This window comes from Kitasatospora sp. NPDC032757 (genome assembly GCF_055579305.1).
The window spans coordinates 405,839-429,817 of sequence record NZ_JBVINN010000003.1 but is presented as its reverse complement, the minus strand read 5'-3'; the positions used below and the strand labels follow the sequence as shown (position 1 = coordinate 429,817).

21 protein-coding genes and 1 pseudogene are annotated in these 23,979 nt (G+C 74.5%); 12 read left to right on the top strand and 10 right to left on the bottom strand.

The features are described 5' to 3' along the window. Both treY and treZ read left to right on the top strand, forming a co-directional pair. Positions 1-2,508, top strand: coding sequence for a malto-oligosyltrehalose synthase (gene treY / locus ACZ5WK_RS07450; protein ID WP_465545853.1), 2,508 nt, complete (start codon positions 1-3; stop codon positions 2,506-2,508). Then, complete coding sequence (gene treZ, locus ACZ5WK_RS07445; RefSeq protein WP_465545851.1) at positions 2,505-4,250, top strand: malto-oligosyltrehalose trehalohydrolase; 1,746 nt, start codon at positions 2,505-2,507, stop codon at positions 4,248-4,250. The genes treY and treZ overlap by 4 nt, the downstream gene beginning before the upstream one ends. A gap of 10 nt (positions 4,251-4,260) precedes the next feature. On the opposite strand, the gene ACZ5WK_RS07440 is transcribed toward treZ, so the two are convergent. Both ACZ5WK_RS07440 and ACZ5WK_RS07435 read right to left on the bottom strand, forming a co-directional pair. Then, positions 4,261-5,154 (bottom strand): transketolase family protein, encoded by an 894-nt coding sequence (locus ACZ5WK_RS07440; RefSeq protein ID WP_396319268.1) that lies wholly within the window; start codon positions 5,152-5,154, stop codon positions 4,261-4,263. Between the two features lie 50 nt (positions 5,155-5,204). Next, positions 5,205-5,906, bottom strand: a complete 702-nt coding sequence (locus ACZ5WK_RS07435; protein WP_465545849.1) for a thiamine pyrophosphate-dependent enzyme — start codon at positions 5,904-5,906, stop codon at positions 5,205-5,207. Positions 5,907-5,961: 55 nt separating this feature from the next. On the opposite strand from ACZ5WK_RS07435, the gene soxR reads away from it, so the two are divergent. Continuing rightward, positions 5,962-6,486 (top strand): redox-sensitive transcriptional activator SoxR, encoded by a 525-nt coding sequence (gene soxR / locus ACZ5WK_RS07430; protein WP_465545847.1) that lies wholly within the window; start codon positions 5,962-5,964, stop codon positions 6,484-6,486. Positions 6,487-6,497: 11 nt separating this feature from the next. Here soxR and ACZ5WK_RS07425 read toward each other — a convergent pair whose 3' ends face one another. Both ACZ5WK_RS07425 and ACZ5WK_RS07420 read right to left on the bottom strand, forming a co-directional pair. Continuing rightward, complete coding sequence (locus ACZ5WK_RS07425; RefSeq protein ID WP_465545845.1) at positions 6,498-7,040, bottom strand: GNAT family N-acetyltransferase; 543 nt, start codon at positions 7,038-7,040, stop codon at positions 6,498-6,500. Positions 7,041-7,259: 219 nt separating this feature from the next. Beyond that, on the bottom strand, positions 7,260-7,700 hold the full coding sequence (locus ACZ5WK_RS07420) for a DoxX family protein (protein ID WP_465545843.1): 441 nt from the start codon (positions 7,698-7,700) through the stop codon (positions 7,260-7,262). A 67-nt stretch (positions 7,701-7,767) separates the two neighbouring features. Between ACZ5WK_RS07420 and ACZ5WK_RS07415 the strand changes: the two genes are divergently transcribed. The 4 genes from ACZ5WK_RS07415 to ACZ5WK_RS07400 all read left to right on the top strand — a co-directional run bounded on the left by ACZ5WK_RS07415 (position 7,768) and on the right by ACZ5WK_RS07400 (position 10,616). Next, on the top strand, positions 7,768-8,367 hold the full coding sequence (locus ACZ5WK_RS07415) for a TetR/AcrR family transcriptional regulator (protein WP_465545841.1): 600 nt from the start codon (positions 7,768-7,770) through the stop codon (positions 8,365-8,367). Between the two features lie 327 nt (positions 8,368-8,694). After that, entirely contained in the window at positions 8,695-9,426 is a 732-nt protein-coding gene (locus tag ACZ5WK_RS07410) for a class I SAM-dependent methyltransferase (RefSeq protein ID WP_465545839.1), read from the top strand. A gap of 150 nt (positions 9,427-9,576) precedes the next feature. Next, entirely contained in the window at positions 9,577-10,047 is a 471-nt protein-coding gene (locus tag ACZ5WK_RS07405; RefSeq protein WP_465545837.1) for a hypothetical protein, read from the top strand. Positions 10,048-10,199: 152 nt separating this feature from the next. Then, complete coding sequence (locus ACZ5WK_RS07400) at positions 10,200-10,616, top strand: hypothetical protein (protein ID WP_465545835.1); 417 nt, start codon at positions 10,200-10,202, stop codon at positions 10,614-10,616. A gap of 12 nt (positions 10,617-10,628) precedes the next feature. Here ACZ5WK_RS07400 and ACZ5WK_RS07395 read toward each other — a convergent pair whose 3' ends face one another. Then, the gene (locus tag ACZ5WK_RS07395) at positions 10,629-11,510 is read right to left on the bottom strand and encodes a LysR family transcriptional regulator (RefSeq protein ID WP_465545833.1); all 882 of its coding nucleotides are present in this window, start codon (positions 11,508-11,510) and stop codon (positions 10,629-10,631) included. Positions 11,511-11,586: 76 nt separating this feature from the next. Here ACZ5WK_RS07395 and ACZ5WK_RS07390 point away from each other — a divergent pair. Continuing rightward, positions 11,587-12,339, top strand: a pseudogene (locus ACZ5WK_RS07390) (CTP synthase C-terminal region-related (seleno)protein). Between the two features lie 36 nt (positions 12,340-12,375). Here ACZ5WK_RS07390 and ACZ5WK_RS07385 read toward each other — a convergent pair. The 3 genes from ACZ5WK_RS07385 to ACZ5WK_RS07375 all read right to left on the bottom strand — a co-directional run bounded on the left by ACZ5WK_RS07385 (position 12,376) and on the right by ACZ5WK_RS07375 (position 14,271). Further along, the gene (locus tag ACZ5WK_RS07385; protein WP_465545831.1) at positions 12,376-12,915 is read right to left on the bottom strand and encodes a GNAT family N-acetyltransferase; all 540 of its coding nucleotides are present in this window, start codon (positions 12,913-12,915) and stop codon (positions 12,376-12,378) included. 47 nt (positions 12,916-12,962) lie between these two features. Then, complete coding sequence (gene coaE / locus ACZ5WK_RS07380) at positions 12,963-13,559, bottom strand: dephospho-CoA kinase (protein ID WP_405359536.1); 597 nt, start codon at positions 13,557-13,559, stop codon at positions 12,963-12,965. 70 nt (positions 13,560-13,629) lie between these two features. Then, positions 13,630-14,271 carry an MBL fold metallo-hydrolase gene (locus ACZ5WK_RS07375; RefSeq protein WP_465545829.1) on the bottom strand — a complete coding sequence of 214 codons (642 nt, stop codon included), beginning with the start codon at positions 14,269-14,271 and terminating at the stop codon, positions 13,630-13,632. Between the two features lie 62 nt (positions 14,272-14,333). Between ACZ5WK_RS07375 and ACZ5WK_RS07370 the strand changes: the two genes are divergently transcribed. Together ACZ5WK_RS07370 and zapE are read left to right on the top strand one after the other, a co-directional pair. Then, positions 14,334-14,882 carry a MarR family winged helix-turn-helix transcriptional regulator gene (locus tag ACZ5WK_RS07370; RefSeq protein WP_465545827.1) on the top strand — a complete coding sequence of 183 codons (549 nt, stop codon included), beginning with the start codon at positions 14,334-14,336 and terminating at the stop codon, positions 14,880-14,882. An 81-nt stretch (positions 14,883-14,963) separates the two neighbouring features. After that, a complete protein-coding gene (gene zapE / locus ACZ5WK_RS07365) occupies positions 14,964-16,085 on the top strand; it encodes a cell division protein ZapE (protein ID WP_465545825.1) in 1,122 nt (373 codons plus the stop codon). A gap of 4 nt (positions 16,086-16,089) precedes the next feature. Here zapE and ACZ5WK_RS07360 read toward each other — a convergent pair whose 3' ends face one another. Both ACZ5WK_RS07360 and rpsA read right to left on the bottom strand, forming a co-directional pair. Beyond that, entirely contained in the window at positions 16,090-18,312 is a 2,223-nt protein-coding gene (locus ACZ5WK_RS07360; RefSeq protein WP_465545823.1) for an MMPL family transporter, read from the bottom strand. A gap of 238 nt (positions 18,313-18,550) precedes the next feature. Further along, on the bottom strand, positions 18,551-20,041 hold the full coding sequence (gene rpsA / locus ACZ5WK_RS07355) for a 30S ribosomal protein S1 (RefSeq protein WP_396319300.1): 1,491 nt from the start codon (positions 20,039-20,041) through the stop codon (positions 18,551-18,553). A gap of 415 nt (positions 20,042-20,456) precedes the next feature. Here rpsA and ACZ5WK_RS07350 point away from each other — a divergent pair, with 415 nt between their 5' ends. After that, complete coding sequence (locus ACZ5WK_RS07350; protein WP_396319301.1) at positions 20,457-21,311, top strand: class I SAM-dependent methyltransferase; 855 nt, start codon at positions 20,457-20,459, stop codon at positions 21,309-21,311. A 91-nt stretch (positions 21,312-21,402) separates the two neighbouring features. Beyond that, a complete protein-coding gene (gene hrpB, locus ACZ5WK_RS07345; protein WP_465545820.1) occupies positions 21,403-23,892 on the top strand; it encodes an ATP-dependent helicase HrpB in 2,490 nt (829 codons plus the stop codon). The last annotated feature ends 87 nt before the right edge of the window (positions 23,893-23,979 follow it).

Below are 23,979 nucleotides of genomic sequence, written 5' to 3'. Positions count from 1 at the left end.
ATGACCTCCGCCGCCGAGCCCGCGCAGCCCCGCCCGGCCGCTACTCCCCCGCCCCCACCACCGTCGGCCAGCTACCGGCTCCAGCTCCAGCCCGGCTTCACCCTCCGCGACGCTGCCGCCGGCGTGCCCTACCTCGCCGCCCTCGGCGTCTCGCACCTGCACCTCTCCCCGCTGCTGGAGGCCGCCCCCGGCTCCACCCACGGGTACGACACCGTCGACCACGGCCGGATCAGCGAGCAGCTCGGCGGTGAGCCCGCGCTGCGCGCGCTGGCCGCCGAGGCCCACCGGCACGGCCTGCGGCTGATCGCCGACGTGGTGCCCAACCACATGGCCGTCCCCGTCCCCGAACAGCTCAACCAGCCGCTCTGGCACGTGCTGCGGGACGGCCCCGACTCGCCGTACGCGCGCTGGTTCGACATCGACTGGGCGGCCCAGCCGGGGCCGACGGACGCCCCGGAACGCGGACGGGTGCTGCTGCCGCTGCTCGGCGACCGGCTCGGCGCGGTGCTCTCCTCCGGTGAGCTGACCGTGGACGGCACGGGGGCGCCCGCCGGCGGCCCCGGGGCGGTGCTCCGCTACCACGACCACACCCTCCCGCTACGGGCCGGCACCGAGGGCCTGCCGCTCGCGGAGCTGCTCGCCCGGCAGTGGTACCGGCTCGCCTGGTGGCGGCTGGCCCGCACCGAGCTGAACTACCGGCGCTTCTTCACCGTCAACGAGCTGATCGCCGTCCGGGTCGAGATCCCCGAGGTGTTCGAGGCCACCCACGACGTGCTGCTGCGGCTGCACCGCGACGGGGTCCTCGACGGGTTCCGGATCGACCACCCCGACGGCCTCGCCGACCCGCGCGGCTACCTTCGGCGGCTCGCCGAGGCCACCGGCGGCGCGTACACGGTGGTGGAGAAGATCCTCACCGGCGACGAACGCCTGCCCGCCGACTGGCCGTGCGCGGGCACCACCGGGTACGACGCGCTGCGCCGGATCGACGGCGTGCTCACCGACCACGCCGGCGCCGCCCGGCTGGCCGGGCGCTACGAGCACTTCCTCGGCGGCGCCGCACCCGCGGGCGAGCCCTGCGCCGACCCGCACCCGGCCGTCGCGGCCGCCCGGCGCGGGCGGGCCGACATGACCGGGCCCCGGGGCGAGCTCGCCGCCGAGGTCGAGCGGCTGGTCCGGCTCGCCGTCCGGATCGGCGCCGCCGAGCCCGCGCACGCGGACCACGCACCCTGGCAGCTGCGCGACGCCCTGCAGCGGGTGCTCACCGGCTACCCGGCGTACCGGCCGTACGCCAGGCCCGGCGAGCCCGTGCCGGCGGTCTCGGCGGAGCAGCTGCGGGCCGCGCTCGACGGCTCCGCCGACCCGTCCGACCGGCTGGTCGCGGAGCTGGCCCTCGGGCGGCTCGGCACCGGCCCCGAGAAGGACGAGTTCTGCGTGCGCTTCGCCCAGACCGCCGCCGCCGTGGCCGCCAAGGGCGTCGAGGACACCGCCTTCTACCGCTGGAACGCCCTGCTGAGCCTGAACGAGGTCGGCGGCGAGCCGGCCAGGCCGGGCCTGCTCCCGGAGGACTTCCACGCCTGGTGCCACTACGTCGAACGCCACTGGCCGGCCACCATGACGGTGCTCTCCACCCACGACACCAAGCGCAGCGCCGACGCCCGCGCCCGCCTCGCCGTCCTCGCCGAGCAGCCGGACGCCTGGGCCGCCGAGGCCGCCGCCTGGTCCACCGCCGCCGGCCCCGACGGCGACCGGGACGGTGACTGGCTGCTCTGGCAGACCCTGGTCGCGGCCTGGCCGATCACCCCCGAGCGGCTGGTCACCGCGCTGCTCAAGGCGGCCCGCGAGGCCAAGCTGCGCACCTCGTGGACGTCCCCGGACAGCGGCTACGAACAGGCCCTGACCGAACGCGCCCACGCGGTGTACGGCAACCCCGGTCTGCTCCCCCGGATCGAGGGGTACGTCCGGACGCTCGCGCCGTACGCCCGGTCCAACACCCTCGCCGCCGCCCTGCTGCACCTCACCGTGCCCGGCGTGCCCGACCTCTACCAGGGCAGCGAGGAGCCGCTCCACACCCTCGTCGACCCGGACAACCGGGGTGTGGTGGACCTCGGCGCGCTCGCCGTCCGGCTGACCGACTCGGCCACGCCCCGCCCGGGCGACCTGGCCCGGGAGAAGCTGCACCTCACCGCGGCCGCCCTCCACCTGCGCCGGGCCCGCCCGCTGGGCGCCTACCGCCCGCTGACCGCCGGCGGCCACTCCCGCGACCACCTGCTCGCCTTCGCCCGCGGGGACGACGTGGTCACGGCGGTCACCCGGCTGCCGTACGGCCTGGAGCGGGCCGGCGGCTGGCACGACACCGCCGTGGAGCTGCCGGCCGGCGGCGGGTGGACGGACGAACTTACCGGGCGCCGGTTCGCGGCGGGCACGGTACCGGTGGCCGACCTGCTGGCCGCCTCCCCGGTGGCGCTGCTGACCAGGAAGACCGGGAAGACCAGGAAGGGCGACGCGTGACTCTGCCGGAGCTGCGGACGTACGAGGTGTGGGCGCCGGCGGCGGCCCAGCTGGTCGAGGTGGAGGTCGGCGGCGCCCGCCACCCGCTGGCCCGGGACGGGGCGAGGGCCGGGTGGTGGCGCGGCGAGGCGCCCGCCGGGGACTACGCGTTCCGGCTGGACGGCGGCCCGGCATTGCCCGACCCGCGCTCGCCCCGGCAGCCGCACGGCCCGGACGGGCCCAGCCGGGCCGTCGACCACGCCGCGTTCCGCTGGTCGCGGACCGGCTGGCGCGGCCGTCCGCTGCCCGGCGCCGTCCTGTACGAGCTGCACATCGGCACCTTCACCGCCGGCGGCACCTTCGACGCCGCCGCCCACCACCTCGACCACCTGGTCGAGTTGGGCGTGGACTTCGTCGAGCTGCTGCCGGTCTGCCCGTTCCCCGGCCGGCACGGCTGGGGGTACGACGGCGTCTCGCTCTGGGCCGTCCACGAGCCCTACGGCGGGCCGGAGGGGCTCAAGCGCTTCGTCGACGCCGCGCACCGCAAGGGCCTCGGCGTCATCCTGGACGTGGTGCACAACCACCTCGGGCCGTCCGGCAACTACCTGCCCGCGTACGGCCCGTACTTCACCGACCGGCACCACACCCCGTGGGGCTCGGCGATCAACCTGGACGCGCCCGGCTCGGACGAGGTGCGCGCCTACCTGGCCGGCAGCGCACTGGCCTGGCTGCGCGACTACCGGATCGACGGACTGCGGCTGGACGCGGTACACGCCCTCGCCGACGACCGCGCCGTCCACTTCCTGGAGGAACTCGCCACCGAGGTCGAGAAGTTGGCGACCGCCACCAACCGGCCGCTGTTCCTGGTCGCCGAGTCCGACGTCAACTCGCCCCGCACCACCGCCCCGCGCGAGGCGGGCGGCCAGGGCCTCGCCGCCCAGTGGAGCGACGACTTCCACCATGCGCTGCACACCGCGCTCACCGGCGAATCCCAGGGCTACTACGGCGACTTCGCGGTCGCACCGCTGTCGGCGGTCGCCAAGGCGCTCACCCGCGGCTTCTTCCACGACGGCGGCTGGTCCTCGTTCCGCGGCCGCAGCCACGGCCGCCCGTTCCCGCCCGCCCACGGCCACCGGCTGCTCGGCTACCTCCAGACCCACGACCAGATCGGCAACCGGGCGCTCGGCGACCGGCTCTCGGCGAGCCTGGACCCCGGCCGACTCGCCTGCGGGGCGGCGCTCGTGCTCACCTCGCCGTTCACCCCGATGCTGTTCATGGGCGAGGAGTGGGGCGCGACCACACCCTGGCAGTACTTCACCGACCACACCGACCCGGGCCTCGCCGAGGCCGTCCGGCAGGGCCGGCGGCGGGAGTTCACCGAGCACGGCTGGCAGGCGGAGGAGGTGCCGGACCCCCAGGAGCCGGCCACCGTACTGCGCTCTGTCCTCGACTGGACCGAGCCGAGGCGCGCCCCGCACGCCGAACTACTCGCCTGGTACCGGACGTTGATCCGGCTGCGACGCGAACGGCCGGAGCTGACCGACCCGGACCTCTCGGCCGTCAGGGTCGTCCACGACGAGGCGGCCCGGTGGCTGGTGGTGTACCGGGGGCCGTACCGGGTGGCGGTCAACCTGTCCGGCTCCGCCGCCGGGCTGCCGCTGGGGGCGAAGGGGCGGGAGGTGGTGGCGTCCTTCGGGCCGTGCGTCCTGGACGGTGCGGCGGCGGAGCTGGAGGCCCACTCGGTCGCGATCGTCCGGGTCTGACGCGCGCGGCTCACCAGAGGAAGGTGGCGATCCGCTCCCGCAGCGAGGCCGCGTCCAGACCGTAGGCGGCCAGGTGCTCGGGGATCGAGCCGTAGTGCCGGTGCTCCTCGCGCGGCACGCCGAGGCCCAGCACCCGGTGCGGCCGGTCGCTCAGCGCGGCGTGCGCCTCGTTGGCGGAGGTCCCGGCCAGGTACGGCTCGACGAGCACCACGTCCGCCCGCCCGCCGGCGGCCTCGCGCAGCCCGGCCGCGTCGAACGGCCGCACGGTGGCCGCGTACAGGACCGTGACGTCCAGGTTCTCGGTGGCCGCCAGCACGGCGTCGAGCATCGGGCCGACCGCCAGCACCACGCCCTTGGCCCCCGTGCGCACGGTGGTGAACCGGCCCGGTTCGACCGGCACCGCGGCGGCGTTCTGGTGCACGGAGAGCCGCACGTACACGTTGCGGTCGCCGTCCGCCACGGCGTGGCGCAGCAGCCGCTCGGCCTCGTCCGGGTGGCCGGGCACGTGGACCGTCCAGTCCGGCAGGGTGTCCAGCAGTGCGACGTCACCCGGCGACATGTGGGTGCGGCCCCCGGACGGCCAGTCGTACGAGCCGGCGGCGCTCACCAGGACGGCGCCGACGCCCTGGTGGACGAGGTCCAACTTGATCTGCTCGAAGGGGCGTTCGATCAGGAAGCTGGCGAAGGTGTGGGCGATCGGCCGCATCCCGGTGAGCGCCAGGCCGCCGGCGGCGCCGATCAGCAGCTGCTCGCGGATCCCGACGTTGATCACCCGGTCGGGGTGGCGCTCGGCGGCGGGCGCGAAGCCGGACGCGCTGATGTCGGCCAGCACGACGGCCAGCCGGGGGTCGTCGTCCAGCATGCGGGTGGTCACGTCGAGGAAGCGCTCGCGCATGGTGTCCATCGGTCTGGTCCCTTGTCCTTCGGAGGTTGTCAGGCGTTCTCGGGCGGCCGTCAGGAGTTCTTGGGCTCGACGCGAGCGACCACGGCGCGCGGCCGGCCCGGGTGTGCGGCGGCGAACGCCGCGTACAGCGCCTCGTGGTCACGCCCGTCCACCGTCTCGGCCGACCAGCCCTCGGCGGCGAAGCGCGCCGCGATGCCGCCCTGCCAGCCGTGCGTGGCCGAGGAGTTGTCGATGACGACGACGTGCAGCCGGTCCAGTCCGGACGCGCCGGCGAAGGCGACCGCCTCGTGGTTGGAGCCCTCGTCGAACTCGGCGTCCCCGACCAGCACCCAGACCGCCGGGTCGGCGAGCCCCTGGGCGCGCAGCCCGAGCGCGGTGCCGACCGCCAGCGGCAGGCCGTGCCCCAGCGAGCCCGAGCCGATCTCCACGCCGGGCACCAGCGTGCGGTCCGGGTGGTGGCCGAGCGGCGAGTCGTAGGCGCCGAAGCTGGAGAGCACCGCCGGGTCGAGGAAGCCCTTGGCCGCGAGTACGGCGTAATAGGCCATCGGGCCGTGGCCCTTGGAGAGCAGGAAGCGGTCACGGTCCTGCTCCTCGGCGGTGGCCGGGGTGACCCGCAGCACCCGGTCGTAGAGCACCCAGAGGGCGTCCAGCGTGGAGGTGGCGGCAGGGCCGTGCTTCTCGTCGCCGGTCATCAGGCTCATCAGGCCCGGGAGGTCCGCGAAGGTGACTTCGGTACGGGTGTTCGTCGTCATGGCCACGATGCTGCACGTTGAAGTCGACTTGAAGTCAAGCCGGTACATTGACCCCATGACCGCACCCGAGACCTCCGCCGGACCGAGCCGGCACGACCTGCTCACCATCGGCCAACTCTCCGACCGCAGCGGCCTCGCCACCTCCGCCCTGCGCTACTACGAGAAGCTCGGTCTCATCCACGCCGCCCGCACCACCGGCGGCCAGCGCCGCTACACCCGCGGCATCCTGCGCCGGGTCGCCTTCGTACGGGCCGCCCAGCGGGTCGGGCTCTCCCTCGACGAGGCCAAGGTCGCCCTGGACCGCCTGCCCGAGCGCCCCGCCCCCAGCGGCGCCGAGTGGGCCGGTGTCGCCGAGTCCTGGCAGGGCCGCATCGACGAGCAGATCGCCGAACTCGAGCGCCTGAAGGCCAAACTGAGCGGCTGCATCGGCTGCGGCTGCCTCTCCCTCACCCGCTGCGCCCTCTACAACGCCGGCGACCGCGCCGCCGCGGCCGGCTCCGGCGCCCGCTACCTGCTCACCCGCGACCCCGCCACCGGGCCCGAGCCCGGCCCGGTCCCCGAGGCCCCCCGCGCCTGCTGACGGCCGGCGCCCTACGGCGTGCCGGACGCAGCCGGCGGGCGGGCGTCCCCGCGCAGCAGGCTGTAGCGGACGATGTCGCGCCACTGGCCGTCGCGGAAGACCAGGCTGCGCTGGACGCCCTCACGGGTGAAGCCGCACTTCTCCAGGGCGCGCTGCTCGGCACGGTTCGCGGTCTCGGTGTCGGCCTCCAGGCGGACCACCGGCGAGTGCGCGAACAGGTAGTCCACCAGCAGGCGTTGGGCCTCGGTGCCGATGCCGCGGCCGCGCGCCTGCGGGACGAGCTGGATGCCGATGTTCCAGTAGGGCGCCGCCGGCACGACCGCCCGCGCCCTCCAGGCGACGAACCCGCACAGGCCGCCCCCGGACTCCACCGCGAGCTGTGACTGGTCCGCCCCCAGCAGCCCGTTCTCCGCCCACTTCCGCCGCAGGCGGCCCGGGTCGGACCAGCCGTACCACTGGAGCGCGCCGATCGCCCCGGGGTCGAGGAGCAGCCGCTCGAGCGGCCCGAGGTCGGCTTCGGAGATCGGACGGAGGCTCACCTGGTGGTCGCTCATCCGGCCACTGTAGTCACCGGACCGGAGCCGGTGCGGCCCAACGCCCGCTCCGCGCAACGCCGGTGGCGGGCACCCCCCGGCACCCCGGCGCACCCGCCCCCCTGGACACTCCCCCGGGGCACTCCGGCCCCCACAGGCACGACGGCTCCCACCGCTCCCTCGCCACCGGACCCGACCGGGGCGAGGGAGCGGTGAGGACCGTGCGGCCGCCCGGCCCGTTCAGAGGGCCGCGGCGACGGCGGCCGCGACGAAGAGCACCTGGAGGGCGGTCCGGGCGGGCAGCGGCGTCACGGGCTTTCCGGCGAGCGTGAGTCCGCTGCGGGCCGCGTGCACGTTGGCCGGGAACATCGCGAGCATGAGCAGGGCCAGCCCCGCCGCGGCGAACGGCGCGAGCGGCGGGACGAGCAGCCCGGCGGCGGCGGCCAGTTCCAGGACGCCGGTGAGGGTGACCAGCAGGTCGGGCCGGGGCAGCGCCGGCGGGATCATCGCGACGAAGTCGCGCCGCCAGGAGGCGATGAAGTGCGGCACGCCGGTGGCGACGAACATCAGCGCGAGGCCGCCGCGCAGGGCGGGCTGCCAGGCGTCGAGGGCGTCCACGGCGACGATGCCGAGCAGGCGAAGAACGGCGAAGCCGCCGAGGAGAGCGATGAGCGGGACCATCCCGGCCTCCAATCTTGTCACTGGCAAGATTGGGACACGCGCGCCATCTTGTCAATGTCTAGATAGAGTGGACGGACAGGAGGAACGACCGAGAGCGGAGGCGGGACCGATCAACCAGCCGACTTATCACCACGGGAACCTGAGGCGCGCCGTCCTGGACGCGGCCCTGGAGGCCATCGGCGAGTCCGGCGCGTCCGGCTGGAGCCTGCGCGAGCTGGCCCGGCGCGCGGGGGTGTCGCACGCGGCGCCGGCGCACCACTTCGGGGACAAGACGGGGGTGCTGACCGCGGTGGCCGCGGAGGGGTTCGAGCAGTTCGCGGACAGCCTGGAGCGCGCGGCCGGCGATCCGTACGGCGCGGGCGTGGCGTACGTCCGGTTCGCCGTCGACCACCGCCCCTACTTCGAGGTGATGTTCCGACCGGAGCTGTACCGGGCGGACGACCCAGACCTCGCGGCGGCGCAGAAGCGCGCGGGCGCCGTCCTGGCGGCCAGCGCCCGCAAGCTCTCCCCCGGCGAGGAGGCCGACCGCGCCACGACGATCGCCGCCTGGTCACTGGCCCACGGCTTCGCCGGCCTCTGGCTGAGCGGCGCACTCCCGGAGAGCGCGGACGGCGACGTGGAGGAGCTGGCCCGGTCGGTGCTCCGGATGCTGTTCGAGCGGAGCTGAGGGCCGGGAGCGTCCGGGCCACGCCCGGGCCGGCCTCCCGCGGCGCACCTTCGGGCACGGCCCCGCACCGTGGCGAAAGCGTTATCCGGGCCGCCGGGAAGGCGGTCGCCGCCGAGCCCCCAGAAGGCCCCTGGACGGCCCTCCCCGGGGGTCGGCGACCACGCACGGGGCACCCCCGGAGGGTTGGGGCCGGCGGCGCCGGGAAGGGGCCGGGCGGGGGCCTGCGGGCGGGCCGGACACCACTTCTGACCAGGGATTTCCTGCCCCGTGATCACTAGAATTCACAGCGGCGGACGGAACGGCGTCCGCCCGTGAAGGGGGCTGTGCGTGCACCGCGACATCCGTACCACCGAAGACGTTCTGCGCCTGCTGGACCGGCTCTTCCTCCCGGAGGCCGACCGGTGGACGGACCGGGCCGCCGGCTGGTGGGACCAGTTCTACGCGGACCGTTCCGCCGGGCGGCCGTTCTTCGTCCCCAAACCCGACGAGAACCTCGTCTCCTACCTGGACCGCGGCCTGCTCACCGCGCCCGGCCGCGTCCTGGACCTCGGGACCGGGCCGGGGCGCAACGCCATCCACCTCGCCTCGCTCGGCTTCGAGGTGGACGCCGTCGACCTCTCTCCCACCGCGGTCGCCTGGGCACAGGAGCGGGCCGCCGAGGCCGGCGCCGACGTCCGGTTCCACTGCGGGAACATCTTCGCCGTCGAACTCCCCCACCGGCAGTACGACCTGGTGTACGACTCGGGCTGCCTGCACCACCTGCCGCCGCACCGCCGGATCAGCTACCTCGCCCTTCTCGACCGGGTCCTCGCGCCCGGCGGCCACCTCGTCGTCAACGCGTTCGCCGCCGGGGCGATGGGCTCCGAACTGCCCGACGAGGAGCTCTACCGCAACGGCCGGCTGGAGGGCGGTCTCGCCTACACGCCGGACGAACTGCGCCACCTCTTCTCGGAGTTCACCGAGGTCGAGATCCGCCCGATGGAGCCGCAGCCGGCCGGCTCGCCGCTCTTCGGCATCCCCGTGCTGCTCAGCGCGCTGTTCCGGCGCCCCGGCGCGTAGGCGCGGCCGGCAGCCCGGCCGCACCCGGCGGCGCCGTGACGTCCGTCATACGACAGACGTGAGGTCAGATCCTTCCGGCGGTCGCCGCCGACCCGCCATAGTGTGATCACCGGCGCAGGCCGGGCAGCGGCCACGACCCGGGGAAACACCATGAACACCACCACCGCCACCAGCGACACCGTCACCACCGCCCCCGAGCCGGTCCCCACCGTCGCGGAACTCCGGCTCCCCACCTGGTACTTCGGCTTCGAAGGGGTCATCGCCGGCGCCTTCGACCTGCTGCACGCCTTCCCCGCCGCCTGGCCCGCCCTGATCGCGCTGATCGCCGTCAACATCACGGTCTCCCTCACCGTGCTGCGCTCGCGGCTGAAGCTCGCCGCGCTGCTCTGGCGGGGCAAGAGCACCCGCAACATCGCCATCGCCCTGCTCGGCCTGCGCCTCGGCAGCCACCTGGCCCTCGGTGCGATCGGCTTCGGCGTCACCTCGACCCTCGGCCACGCCGCTTTCGCGGTCGTGATGGCCACCCTGACCGTCTCCCTGATGGCCTACGCCCAGCGCACCTCGCTCCGGGCCCTGGTCGCCGCCGGGAAGGCCACGGCCGGCCCGGGCGCCGCTGTCTGAGCGGAGGTCTCCGCGGACATACCGCGGTGCCCCGGGCGGCACCCCCCGACCGGGGGGGGACGCGGAGGTGCAGGGCCGAGGGCCGGCCCGGCACCCCGCATTGACGCCCGAGACGGGCGATGACCTACCGTGAGCCCCGAAAGGGGGCCGCCATGACGACCGGCCGGATACCGAACTCCACGGCACCAGGAGGGAATTCCCTCCTCCTCGACCGCACCCTCCCGTTCCCCGAACGGGTCGCGGCCGCGGCCCGGGCCTGGGACGCAAGCGGCCGCAGCCCCGACGGGCTGGTGGACGGCAGGGCCTTCTTCGCCCTCCACTGCTGGCAGTTGGACGCCGTACGCCGGGGCGAGCAGCTCGGCGAGCCGACATCGGCCTTCCTGGGGCAGGCCTACGACGCCCTCGGCGGCCGCTCCGGCTGGGACATGACGCTGCGCCAACGCGCCGTCTGCGCCTGCCACGGCGACACCTGGCGGATGGAGAACATCGAGATCTGCCTCGGGTGCCTGCGCTACCTCTGCTACCAGCTCGACGGGCCGTGCTGCGAGGGCGCCGAGATCGTCGGATAGGGCACCGGGCCGTCAGCCGTGCAGCAGCCGCACCAGCAGCGCCGCCGGCCCCTCGGGCAGGCTGCCGTGCACCAGCTCCGTCCGGTGGACCAGCCGCGGCTCCCGCACGGGCACCCCGGCGACGCCCACCGTACCGTCGAGCGCCGAGGCCGGCAGCACGACCGGCCCGTGCCCGGCCGCGACCAGGGCGAGCAGCCCGCGCACGTCCGTGCCCAGGTACCGGGCGGCCGGCCGGAAGCCGTCGACGGCGGTGGCGGCACGCAGCCGGGCGGCGCCGGGAGCGATGTCGGGGGCGTCCAGCCAGCGGGCGGCGGAGAGGTCGGCCAGGGCCAGGCCCGGGTGGCCGGCCAACGGGTGACCGGCGGACAGGGCGACGGCGAGCGGCTGCTCGTCGACGGCGACGGTGGTGAGCGGGCCGACGTCCGGCAGCGGCAGCGGGTCGCTGGGGGCGGCGAGGCCGTCGATCAGGGCGAGGTCCACCTCACCGGTGGCGGCCAGGGCGGGCAGGGCCTCCTGGGCGACCACCCGAACGGTGAGGTCCACCCCCGGGTACGCCCGGCGCACCTCGGCGAGCGCGCGCCCCAGCGCCGCGCCGACCGCCAGCGGGGTGGCGCCGAGCAGGAGGCGGGTGTTCGGGGTGCCGGCCAGGCGCGCGACGTCGGCGCGCGCCGCGTCAAGCCGCAGCAGCAGCGGGACGGCGTGCTCCAACAGCCGCACGCCGGCCTTCGTCGGGCCGACCGGGCGGCGCACCAGCAGACCGGCGCCGAGGTCCGCCTCCAGGGCCGCGATCTGCTGGGAGACGGCGGACTGGGTGTAGCCGAGCTCGCGGGCCGCCTCGGAGAAGGAGCCCAGCCGGGCCACGGTGACGAAGGTGCGCAGCTGGTGCGGATCCACGGTTATCAGAGCCTCTGATCGACGGGTCAGAAATCATCGTTGGCGCTGATGCCCAACGCGCGGTCAGGATAGCCGCATGACCTACCCCGCCCCCCGCATCGCCCTCGTCGGCGACCGCTCCCCCGCCGTCCGCTCGCACGCCCGCATCCCCGGGCTGCTCGACGCGCTCGCCACCCGCGACCAGCTCGTGCTGGACGCCTAATGGATCCCGACCGAGGACGCCGGGACGGCCACCGCCCTCGACGACTTCGACGCGATCTGGCTGCTCCCCGGCAGCCCATACCGCAGCGAGGCGGGCGCGGTGGCCGCCGTCCGGACGGCCCGCGAACGCGGCATCCCGTTCCTCGGCACCTGCGCCGGCTTCCAGCACGCCGTCCTGGAGTACGCGCGCACCGTCTGCGGGATCGGCGGCGCGGCGCACGGCGAGAGCCACCCCGAGGAGGACGACCTGGTGATCGCGCCGCTCAGCTGCTCACTGGTCGGGCACGAGGGTGCCGTGGAGATCGCCCCCGGCTCGCTCGCCGAACGCGTCCTCGGGACGACCCGCACGCTGGAGCGCTACCACTGCGCGTACGGCCTCAACTCCGCGTACCTGGACCGCCTGCGCGTGCACGGGCTGCGGTTCAGCGGCGTGGACGACGACGGCGACCTGCGGGTCCTCGAACTCCCCGGCCACCCGTTCTTCCTCGCCACGCTGTTCCAGCCGGAGCTCGCCGGCGACGGCACCCAGGCCCACCCGGTCGTCCGCGCACTGGCGGCAGCCGCCGTCGAGCACGCGACCAGCCGTCGCACCACCACCGAGGAGGCACCCGCGACGCCGTCGCGGTGATCGGGCCTCCGCCCGGGCGAAGTGACCGCCGCCGGCTCACATCGGCAGCGAGCGCAGCCGCACCGGCCCTTCCGGCCAGCCGGCACCGTCGTGCAGCGGCGTCCACATGGTCCGCAGCGGCATGACCACGACCCGCCCACCGGGCTGCTCCACGTGGACGTCCCCCGCCAATTCCCGGAATCCGAGTTTCCGGTAGAGCCCGGACACCTGCGGCCGGCAGAACAGCAGCGCGTACCGCGGGCCGAGCGTCCGCGCGTGGTCCAGGGCCGCGCCGACCACCGCGCGCGCCAGGCCGCGACCCCGGACGTCGGCGGCGACGGACACCCCGCCGACGCCCATCGCATCCAGGTCGACGCCGCCCACCGTGAGCGGCACCCGCAGGAGGCCGGCGTGGGCGACCAGGCGGCCGTCCGCCTCACGGATGCCGAAGTGGATGTCCTTGGGCAACCAGCTCAGACCGGTGTACGCGACGCCGAAGTGGTCGTCGCCGACGCCGAAGATCTCTTCGATGTCGGCCTTGGTGTAGTCGGCAAGGCGCACCACGGTGGGCGCTGCGGAGGCAGGATGATCGGTCACCCGACCATGATCCTCTTCCGGATCGCCCCTGCACAGGCCAGAACCGGTCAGCCCTGGCGGCGCTTCAGCTCGCCCCAGACCTCGGCGACCCGGGGGGCCAGCGCCTCCAGCGGGCCGCTGTTGTCGATCACGAGGTCCGCGACGGCCAGCCGGTCGGCCCGGGTGGCCTGCGCGGCCATCCGGGCCCGGGCCTCCTCCTCGGCCATGCCGCGCAGCCGGACCAGCCGGTCGATCCGGATGTCGTCCTCCGCATCGACCACCACGACCAGGTCGAAGAGCGGGGCGAGCCCGTTCTCGGCCAGCAGCGGGACGTCGTGCACCACCACCGCGTCCGGGGCGGCCGCCGCCTCCAGCTCGGCGGAGCGGGCCCGGACGAGGGGGTGGACGATGGCGTTCAGCGCCTTCAGCCGCTCCGGGTCGGCGAAGACGATCGCGCCGAGCGCGGGGCGGTCCAGCGATCCGTCGGCCTGGAGCACCTGAGGGCCGAACTCGGCCACCACGGCCTTCAGCCCGTCCGTCCCGGGGGCGACCACCTCGCGGGCGATCACATCCGAGTCCACGAGCACCGCGCCATGGGCGGCGAACAGCCGCGACACCTCGCTCTTGCCCGCACCGATGCCGCCCGTCAGTCCGATCTTCAGCATGGCGTCAGGCTACCGGCGCCCGGGCCCGCCGGTCAGCCCGGATCCCCGACGGTCGACCCGGGCCCGCCGGTCAGCCCAGGTCGAGGCTCTCGCCCTCGCCGAGCGTCCGCAGCTCCGCCCCCGTGCCCGGGCCGCCGGGGCCGACGAGGCGGGTGTGCACGGCCAGGCCGGCCGGGCTGAGCACCGCGTCGTGGACCGGCACCGCCTGCCGCGGGCCCGCCTCCCGGACGTAGTCGATCAGCTCGGAGACCTTGGTCCACGGCGCGGCGATCGGCAGCAGCAGCGTCTCCACCGGGTGGGGCGGCAGGGTGAGCGCGTCGCCGGGGTGGAAGAGCCGGTCGTCGAAGAGGAAGCCGATGTTCTTCACCAGCGGGATGTCCGGGTGGATCACCGCGTGCCACTCGCCGTGCACGGAGACGCCGATCCCGCCGACCTCGAAGGCGTCGCCCTCGCCGACCACCGTCACCCGCTGCGCCACGCCGTCCAGTTGGCCGGCGACCGCGCTGTTGGTCCAGACCCGCAGCGCCGGGTCGGCCTCCAGGGCGGCGCGCAGCCGGGCCTCCTCGAAGTGGTCGAAATGCTCGTGGGTGATCAGCACCGCGTCCGCGCCGGCGAGGGCGGCGGGGTCGGTGAACACTCCCGGGTCGACGACGACGGTGGTGCCGTCGTGCTCCAGGCGTACGCAGGCATGTCCGAACTTCGTGATTCGCATACTCCAGAACATACAGCAAGACTGCACAGTTTTGCTGCACACCTAGCCGCTAAACTTCTCCCATGACCAGCGACGCACCGAAGACCCCGCCCTCACCCCAGACCCCGCCCTCACCCCAGAACCCGCACCCCTCGCAGAACCCGCACCCCTCGCAGACCCCGCACCCCTCGCAGACCCCGTACCCCTCGCAGACCCCGCACCCGGAAACCCTCGAACTCGCCGCCGACCTCCGCTCCGCCATCGGCGAGCTGGTCCGGGCCCTGCGCCCGGGCGACTCCCTGCCGCAGAACCAGGCCGGCGTCCTCGGCCTGCTGATCCGCGACGGCCGCTCCTGCACCGTCAGCGAGCTGGCCACCCAGCAGCGCGTCCGGCACCAGTCGATGGCCCGCACCGTCGCCCTGCTGGTCGAGGCCGGGCTGGTCACCCAGCAGCCGCACGCCACCGACGGCCGCAAGCTCCTCGTCACCCCCACCGAGGCCGGCCGCGCCGCCCTTCATGAGCAGCGCGCCCGCCGCGAGGCCCGGATCGCCACCGCCATCGAGGCCCGCCTCACCCCGCAGGAGCGGGAGACCCTGCGCGCGGCCGTCGGGCTGCTGCAGCGCCTGCACTGAGCACCCGGACAAAAGCTCCTGCCCGCACGGGCAACTCCCCGTGATCATGAACGTTCTGACGCCCTGCTAGGGTCCGGAGCCGTGACGAACAGGGCGGGGAAACAGTACGAGTCGATGCGCGCGCACTTCCTGCGCGCCGCCGAGCAGCGCGGGTTCACCCTCGACCCCGCCCAGGAACCGCCGGTCGAGCGGCTCAGCCGGCTCGCCGACGAGCTGGCCCACCCGGCCTGGCGGCTGCGGCGCCCGCCGCGCCACCTCTACCTCTGGGGCCCGGTCGGCCGCGGCAAGAGCTGGCTGGTGGACACCTTCCTCGACGGCCTGCCGACCCCGCGCAAACGGCGGCTGCACTTCCACGACTTCTTCCGCCGGCTGCACGAGGGCGTCGCCCACCACACCGCAGGCCCGCACCCCGAGGGCCGCCACACCGGCAGCCGTCACACCGACGGCCCGCACACGGACGGAGCCGCGGTGGACCGGGCCGTGGACGAGCTGCTCGGCGACTGCCGCATCCTCGTCTTCGACGAGTTCCACGCCCATGACGCGGGCGACGCGATGCTGGTCGCCCGGCTCTTCCGCACCCTGCTGGACCGGCGGATCACCCTCGTCACCACGTCCAACTACCCGCCCGCCGGCCTGATGCCCGACCCGCTGTACCACCACCTCTTCGAGCCGACGATCCGGCTGATCGAGGAGCGGATGGACGTCATCGACGTCTCCGGGCCGGTCGACTTCCGGCGCCGGCCCCGGCCGGAGGGCACCCAGGGCTTCTCGCTCGGCGCCCTCCTGCACCCCGGCGACGAGGCCGCGGCCGGGCTCACCCCGCCCCGGGCGGAGGAGGCCGCCCCGGTGGCCGTGCACCACCACGAGCTGCCGGCCCGGGCGGTCCGCGACGACCTGGTCTGGTTCGGCTTCGCCGAGCTGTGCGAGGGCCGCACCGCCGTGCCCGACTACCTCGCGCTGGCCGACCGCTTCCCCACCCTCGTCCTCGACGGCGTCCCGCCGCTCACCGAGGCCTCCCCCGACGCCCGCCAGCGCTTCGCCAACCTGGTGGACGTCTGCTGCGACCGCGACCTGCGGCTGGTCCTGATCGGCGCCGACCCGATGGCCGGCCTCCCCGCCGGCTCCACCCTGCAACGCGACCTCGACCGCACCGCCAGCCGCCTCGCCCTCCTGCGGCAGCCGGCCACCGATCCCGCCCGCTGACCCGCTACGGCGTCGTGCCCACGAGCTCCTTGGCCGCCGGGCGCTGGCCGGGGATCACCGCCGGCTCGATGGTCGGCAGCTCGACGTGCTCACTCAGCCCGAACCGGTTGTGCAGGCGGCGCAGCGGGCCCGGCGCCCACCAGTTGAACTCGCCGAAGAGGCTCATCGCCGCGGGCACGAGCAGGCAGCGGACCAGCGTCGCGTCGACGGCCACCGCGACGGCCAGCGCGATGCCCATCTGCTTGACCATCAGCATGTCGCCCAGGGCGAAACCGGCGAAGACGATCACCATCAGCAGTGCCGCCGAGGTGATGATCTTCCCGCTGCGCTGCACCCCCAGCTCCACGGACCTCGCAGAGCTGTGGCCCTTGTCCCGGAGTTCCTTGATCCGGGCGAGCAGGAAGACCTCGTAGTCCATCGACAGCCCGAACGCGAAGGCGAAGACCAGCACCGGGATGAAGGTCTCCAGCCCGCCGGTGGGGGTGAAGCCGAGCAGTCCGCTGAAGTAGCCGTCCTGGAAGACCAGGGTGAGCGCGCCGAGCGAGGCGCCCAGCGAGAGCAGGTTCATCAGCAGGGCCTTGACCGGCATCACCACCGAGCCGGTCATCAGGAAGAGCAGCACCAGCGTGCCGAGCGCCACCAGGCCGAGCGCGATCGGCCCCCGGGTGAGCAGTTCGTGCCGGAAGTCGACGATCGAGGCCGCACCGCCGGTGACGTGGGTGGTGAGCCCGCCGCGGTCGGCGCGCAGCTCCTCGACCACCTTCTTGGCCTGCCCGCCCTGCGGGTCGCCGTGCACCAGGACGTCGATGGTGGAGACCTTGTCGCTCACCGGGGTGACCGCCCGGACCCCGCTGACGCCGGGCAGCTTGGCCACCACGTCGTCGGCATAGGCCTGGGCGACCGGGGCGCCGCCCTCGACCACCACGGTGATCGGGGCCGGCGAGGCCAGCGGGAAACGCTGGTCGATCGTGTCGGCGACCTGGCGGCCGGCCGAGGAGGCGGGCAGGACGGCGGCGCCCGAGCTGCGCATGTCGGCATGGAGGAACGGCGCCCCGGCGGCCATCAGCAGGGCGACACAGGCGAGCGCTACCGGCACCGCACGCTTGCGCACCCGGCGGACGGTCCGGCTGAAGAAGCCCTCGTCGGGCACGGGTGCGGTGGGCGCCTTGATCCGGCTGCCGGCGAAGCCGAGCAGCGCCGGGACGAGGGTGAGCGCGGCCGCGACCGCGATCACCACCACGCTCACGCCGGCGGCGGCGACCGCGCCGAGCACGGGGCTGGTGAAGACGAAGAGGCCGGAGAGGGCGACGGCGACGGTCAGCCCGGAGAAGGCGACGGTCCGGCCGGCGGTGGCGGCGGTCCGCTCGACGGCGGCGGCGATGCCCGCGCCGTGGCCGCGCTCCTCCCGGAAGCGGTTGACCATCAGCAGCGCGTAGTCGATCGAGAGCCCGAGCCCCAGCACGGTGGCGATCGGCAGCACGCTGGTGTCGATGTCCATGATCTTGCTGAAGCCGAACATGGCCAGCAGCGCACCGCCCACCGAGGCGACGGCGCCGATCACCGGCAGGCTCGCGGCGGCGAGGCCGCCGAAGACCAGCACCATGACGATCAAGGTCAGCGGCAGGGTGACGATCTCGCCGAACCGGGTGTCCTTCTCGGTCTGTTTCTTGACCTCGTCCTGGAGCACGATGTCCCCGCCGACCTTGACCTGGGCACCGTCGGCCTCGATGTCCGCGAGGCGCCGGGTGACGGCGGCGGTCTGGGCGTCGGTGCTGGTGTCGGCCATCCGCACGGAGACCAGGCTCGCGTTGCCGTCGGCGGAGCGCAGTGCGGCTCCGGCCGGGCCGGAGCCGTAGGCGTCGGTGGCCGAGGAGACACCGGGCAGGGCGGCGATCTCGGCGGTGGCCCGGGTGACGGCCGCCCGCACGGCCTGGTCGTCCACCGGCTTTCCGTCCACCACGGCGGTCACGGTGCCGCGGGCCGGGTCGGCCGCGGTGACCACCGCGCTGCCCCGGTCGGCCTCGGAGCTGGCCGAGGAGGCGCCGGCCACCGAACCCGCGAAGACCCGGCCGCCGATCAGCACGCCTATGACCAGGACGACCGCCCAGAAACCGAGCACCCAGCGCCGGTGCCGGAAGCAGAACCGGCCGAGGGCGGCAAGGCGTCCGTCGACCTTGGGGTCGGCGGACGAACGGGCGGGGGAGGTCACTGCGGTGCTACGGCGCATGTGGGGGGGTGCCTAGCGTGCGGGGCCGGGGGGAGCCGCCCATGGGGCAACTCATCCCAAGGTAGGTCCTAGGTCCCGAATCGCCCATAGGCATCCGATGAGCCCCTAATCACAAAAATCGTGCACATAAGGAACAAATAAGTGAAGAGGAAAAACAATGAACCCCACCCGGAATACCGAGTGGGGTTCATCGGTGACGCTATGGCGCTATGCGCCGAGCACCAGCGGGGTCAGAGCCTCAGCTCTGGCCACCGGCCAGCTTCTCGCGCAGGGCGGCCAGGGCCTCGTCCGAAGCGAGAGCGCCGGAGCCCTCGTCGCTGCTGGAGGAGTACGAGCCACCGGCGGCGGCGGCGACGGCGTCGCCACCCTCGGCAGCGGCCTCGGCGTCGGCCTCACGGCTCTTGATGACCTGGGCCTGGTGCAGCTCGAAGCGCGACTGCGCCTCGGCGTACTGGCGCTCCCACTCCTCACGCTGCTTCTCGAAGCCGGGCAGCCAGTCGTTCGCCTCGGGGTCGAAGCCCTCCGGGTAGATGTAGTTGCCCTGGTCGTCGTACGAAGCGGCCATGCCGTACAGGGTCGGGTCGAACTCGACCTCGGCCGGGTTGGCACCGAGGGCCTCGTTGGCCTGCTTCAGCGAGAGGCTGATGCGACGACGCTCGAGGTCGATGTCGATGACCTTGACGAAGATGTCGTCGCCGACCTGGACGACCTGCTCCGGGATCTCGACGTGGCGCTCGGCCAGCTCGGAGATGTGGACCAGACCCTCGATGCCCTCGTCCACGCGGACGAACGCACCGAACGGAACCAGCTTGGTGACCTTACCCGGAACGACCTGGCCGATCTGGTGGGTACGGGCGAACTGCTGCCACGGGTCCTCCTGGGTCGCCTTCAGCGACAGGGAGACGCGCTCGCGGTCCATGTCAACGTCGAGAACCTCGACGGTGACCTCCTGGCCGACCTCGACAACCTCGGACGGGTGGTCGATGTGCTTCCAGGACAGCTCGGAGACGTGAACCAGACCGTCGACGCCGCCGAGGTCCACGAACGCACCGAAGTTGACGATCGAGGAAACGACGCCGGAGCGCACCTGACCCTTCTGCAGGGTGGTGAGGAAGGTCTGGCGGACCTCGCTCTGGGTCTGCTCCAGCCAGGCACGGCGGGACAGGACCACGTTGTTGCGGTTCTTGTCCAGCTCGATGATCTTGGCCTCGAGCTCCTTGCCCACGTAGGGCTGGAGGTCGCGGACACGACGCATCTCGACGAGCGAGGCCGGCAGGAAGCCACGGAGGCCGATGTCGAGGATGAGACCACCCTTGACGACCTCGATGACGGTACCGGTGACGATGCCGTCCTCTTCCTTGATCTTCTCGATCGTGCCCCAGGCACGCTCGTACTGAGCGCGCTTCTTGGACAGGATGAGACGACCCTCCTTGTCCTCCTTCTGGAGAACCAGGGCCTCGATGTTGTCACCGACGGAGACGACCTCGTGCGGGTCAACGTCGTGCTTGATCGAGAGCTCACGGGACGGGATGACGCCCTCGGTCTTGTAACCGATGTCGAGGAGCACCTCGTCACGGTCGACCTTCACGATGACGCCCTCGACGATGTCGCCATCGTTGAAGTACTTGATGGTCTCGTCGATGGCGGCGAGGAAGGCCTCAGCGTCGCCGATGTCGTTGACCGCGACCTGCGGGGTGGTGCTGGTGGAGGAGTCGGTGGGGCTCGTCATTAGGAAAAGGGCTCCGGTACGGACATGAAGTCGTAGGTAATGCCACGCGGAGGGCCCGTATCGCTCCCACCGAAAGCCGGACAGCCAAGAACACGGCCCACCAGAGCTCCCGCGGGAAGCGAGAAATCGGCGTCCGTCTTGCGACCGTGGGGTCTTCGACAGATGCGAGCGCGACCTGCTCCGTCCGAGGCGCGCAGGCCCGCAGCGCAACTTGTAGCATACGGGGACGGCCAGGCACGGTCAACGCCAAGAGCGCCAAGACGGTGGAGGCCGGTATGGATCAGGCCATATCCTCCGATTGCGCACCTCACAGTGGCGGCCGCAGGAAGCCTTTCCCCGGATGCCACCGCCAGGACCCGGACCCTTGCGGGGCCGGTTCGCGGCAGCGGCGCTTCCGCAGACCACACCCTACGCGATGGGCATTATCACCGTGGCCACCACCCCCCAGTCCGACGTCCATGATCTTGACGACGACGGCGACGACGCGGTAAGGCGCGACGCCCAGGCCGGTGAGAGCAGCCGGGCCAGCCGGCACTGGTGGGACCGCAACGCCGACGAATACCAGGACGAGCACGGCGAGTTCCTCGGTGACGACCGGTTCACCTGGTGCCCCGAGGGCCTGGACGAGGCCGACGCCCGGCTGCTCGGCGAGGTCGAGGGCCGGACCGTGCTGGAGATCGGCGCCGGCGCCGCCCAGTGCTCGCGCTGGCTCGCCCGCCAGGGCGCCCGGCCCGTCGCGCTGGACATCTCCTTCCGCCAGCTCCAGCACTCCCTCCGGATCGACCTCGCCCGCGACACCCCGCCGGTGGCGGTCGTCCAGGCCGACGCCGCCGTGCTCCCCTTCGCCGACGGCTCCTTCGACCTCGCCTGCTCCGCCTACGGCGCGGTGCCGTTCAGCGCCGACACCGACGCGCTGATGCGCGAGGTGCACCGGGTGCTGCGGCCGGGCGGGCGCTGGGTCTTCTCGGTGACCCACCCCATCCGCTGGGCCTTCCCCGACGAGCCCGGCGTCGAGGGGCTGACCGCCGTCGCCTCCTACTTCGACCGCACCCCGTACGTCGAGCAGGACGAGCACGGGCACGCCACCTACGTCGAGCACCACCGCACCGTCGGGGACCGCGTGCGCGAGCTGGTCGGCGCCGGGTTCCGGCTGGTGGACCTGGTGGAGCCGGAGTGGCCGGAGGGACACGAACAGGAGTGGGGCGGCTGGTCGCCGCTGCGCGGGCGGCTGATCCCCGGAACGGCGATCTTCGTCGCCGAGCGGGACTGAGGCCTGGTGGGCGCCCCGGCCGCCCCGCAGCACCGGGACGGCCGGGACCGCGGGGCCGTCGGGATGCCCGGCCGTCGGGGAGACTGTGCGGGTGAACCCTGCCTGGCGCGAGCTGCCCGTCCGTACCGCCCTGCCCGCCCTGCACCGCGCGCTCGACGTTCACGGCGTGGCCGTGCTGGCCGCGCCGCCCGGCACCGGCAAGACCACGCTGGTGCCGCTCGCCCTGGCCGGCCTCCTCGGGGACGGCCGCCCCGCCCGCCGGGTGCTCGTCGCCGAACCGCGCCGGCTCGCCGTCCGGGCCGCGGCCCGGCGGATGGCCTGGCTGCTCGGCTCCGCCGTCGGCGACCAGGTCGGCTACACCGTGCGCGGCGAGCGCAGGACCGGGCCGCGGACCGTGGTCGAGGTGGTCACCACCGGCGTGCTGCTCCAGCGCCTCCAGCGCGACCAGGAGCTGCCCGGCGTCGACCTCGTCGTGCTGGACGAGTGCCACGAGCGGCACCTCGACGCGGACACCGCGCTCGCCTTCCTGCTCGACGTCCGGGCCGCGCTCCGGCCCGAGCTGGGCATCGTCTGCGCCTCCGCCACCTCCGACACCGCCGCCTGGGCCGACCTGCTCGGCGGCGCCGAGGTGGTCCAGGCGCACGGGGTCGCTCACCCCGTCGAGACGGTCTGGGCGCCGCCGCCGCGCGGCGTCCGCCCCGCGCACGGCACCCGGGTCGACCCGGCGCTGCTCGAGCACGTCGCCGCCACCGTCCGGCGGGCCCTCGGCGAACGCGACGGGGACGTCCTCTGCTTCCTGCCCGGCGTCGGCGAGATCGCCCGCGTCGCCGCACTGCTCGCCGGGGCACCGGCCGACGTGCTCCAGCTGCACGGCCGCGCACCGCAGGCGGTGCAGGACGCGGCGCTGGCCGCGGGCGAGGGGCGGCGGGTGGTGCTGGCCACCGCCGTCGCCGAGTCCTCGCTCACCGTGCCGGGCGTGCGGGTCGTGGTCGACGCCGGCCTGGCCCGCGAGCCGCGCACCGACCACGCCCGCGGCCTGGCCGGCCTGGTCACCGTCCGCGCCTCGCTCGCCGCCGCCCGCCAGCGCGCCGGCCGTGCCGGCCGCGAGGCCCCCGGCACCGTCTACCGCTGCTGGGCGGAGGCCGAGGACGCCCTCGCCGCCCGCTACCCCACCCCCGAGATCGCGCTCGCCGACCTCACCCCGTTCGCCCTCCAGGCCGCCTGCTGGGGCGACCCGGACGCCGCCGGCCTCGCCCTGCCCGACCGGCCCCCGGCCGGCGCGATGGCCGCCGCCCGGCAGACCCTGCGGGCACTCGGCGCGGTGGAGGAGGACGGCCGGGCCACCCCGCGCGGCATCCGCCTCGCCCGCACCGGACTGCACCCGCGCCTCGCCCGCGCCCTGGTCGACGGCGCGGCGGCGGTCGGCGCGCGCCGGGCCGCCGAGGTGGTCGCACTGCTGTCCGAGGAGCCCCCGCGCGCCCTCGGGGACGACCTGGGCGCGGTCCGGCGCACCGTCCGGGACTCCCGCGACCCCTACGCGGGCCGCTGGCGCGACGAGGTCCGCCGGCTGCTGCGCGGCGTCGGCGACACCCCCGCCACCGCCCTGCCGGACGCCGCGGCCGTCGGCCTCGTCGTGGCACTGGCCTTCCCCGAGCGGATCGCCCGGGCCCGGCGGGAACGGCCCGAGCCCGGCGAGCGCAGCCCGTACCTGATGGCCTCCGGGACGGCCGCCGAGCTGGCCCCCGGCACCGCGCTGGGCGCCCTCCCGTGGCTGGCCGTCGCCGTTGCCGACCGCCCCGCGGGCTCGCCCTCCGCACGGGTGCTGCACGCGGCCGCGCTGGACGAGTCCACCGCCCGCCTGGCCGGTGCGCCGCTGCTGGCCTCCCGGGAGGAGGTCCACTGGTCCACCCGGCACGGCGAGGTGACCGCCCGGCGGGTGGAGTCGCTGGGCGCCGTCGAGCTGGCCTCGGCGAAGCTGGACCGGCCCGAGCCGGCGCTGGTGCGCGCCGCACTGCTGGAGGGCCTCGCCCGCGAGGGCGTGAGCACCCTGCTCGCCTGGCCCTCCCCCGGCCTGCGCGAACGCCTGGCCTTCCTGCGTGCCGCGATCGGCGACCCCTGGCCCGACGTCAGCGACGCCGCGCTCCTCGAACGCGCCGAGGAATGGCTGGAGCCCGAACTCTCCCGCGCCCGCCGCCGCTCCGACCTCGCCCGGATCGACACCACCGCCGCCCTCCAACGCCTGCTCCCCTGGGCCACCGGCGAGGCCGGGCGGCTGGACGAGCTGGCGCCGGAACGGATCACGGTGCCGTCCGGCTCCCGGATCCGGGTCGACTACAGCGGCGAACGCCCGGTGCTGGCGGTGAAGTTGCAGGAGCTGTTCGGCTGGGCCGCGGCCCCGGCGCTGGCCGGCGGGCGGGTGCCGCTCACCGTCCACCTGCTCTCCCCCGCCGGGCGCCCGGCCGCCGTCACCGGCGACCTCGCCTCGTTCTGGCGCGACGGCTACCGGGCCGTCCGCGCCGACCTGCGCGGCCGCTACCCGCGGCACCCGTGGCCGGAGGACCCTCCCCCGGCCTCCGGTTAGGGGGGACCCCATCCCGCTCCGCTCGCCGCCGAGCCGGCCAGGCGCACCAATGCCCGCCGGCAGGGCCCCGCGAGGGGCCGGGCCGGC

Coding starts and splice junctions, on each gene's coding strand:
- treY (WP_465545853.1), top strand. CDS start 1: ATGACCTCCGCCGCCGAGCCCGCGCAGCCCCGCCCGGCCGCTACTCCC.
- ACZ5WK_RS07440 (WP_396319268.1), bottom strand. CDS start 5,154: ATGGACACCATGCGCGAGCGCTTCCTCGACGTGACCACCCGCATGCTG.
- ACZ5WK_RS07435 (WP_465545849.1), bottom strand. CDS start 5,906: ATGACGACGAACACCCGTACCGAAGTCACCTTCGCGGACCTCCCGGGC.
- soxR (WP_465545847.1), top strand. CDS start 5,962: ATGACCGCACCCGAGACCTCCGCCGGACCGAGCCGGCACGACCTGCTC.
- ACZ5WK_RS07425 (WP_465545845.1), bottom strand. CDS start 7,040: ATGAGCGACCACCAGGTGAGCCTCCGTCCGATCTCCGAAGCCGACCTC.
- ACZ5WK_RS07420 (WP_465545843.1), bottom strand. CDS start 7,700: ATGGTCCCGCTCATCGCTCTCCTCGGCGGCTTCGCCGTTCTTCGCCTG.
- ACZ5WK_RS07405 (WP_465545837.1), top strand. CDS start 9,577: ATGAACACCACCACCGCCACCAGCGACACCGTCACCACCGCCCCCGAG.
- ACZ5WK_RS07400 (WP_465545835.1), top strand. CDS start 10,200: ATGACGACCGGCCGGATACCGAACTCCACGGCACCAGGAGGGAATTCC.
- coaE (WP_405359536.1), bottom strand. CDS start 13,559: ATGCTGAAGATCGGACTGACGGGCGGCATCGGTGCGGGCAAGAGCGAG.
- ACZ5WK_RS07375 (WP_465545829.1), bottom strand. CDS start 14,271: ATGCGAATCACGAAGTTCGGACATGCCTGCGTACGCCTGGAGCACGAC.
- ACZ5WK_RS07370 (WP_465545827.1), top strand. CDS start 14,334: ATGACCAGCGACGCACCGAAGACCCCGCCCTCACCCCAGACCCCGCCC.
- ACZ5WK_RS07360 (WP_465545823.1), bottom strand. CDS start 18,312: ATGCGCCGTAGCACCGCAGTGACCTCCCCCGCCCGTTCGTCCGCCGAC.
- rpsA (WP_396319300.1), bottom strand. CDS start 20,041: ATGACGAGCCCCACCGACTCCTCCACCAGCACCACCCCGCAGGTCGCG.
- ACZ5WK_RS07350 (WP_396319301.1), top strand. CDS start 20,457: ATGGGCATTATCACCGTGGCCACCACCCCCCAGTCCGACGTCCATGAT.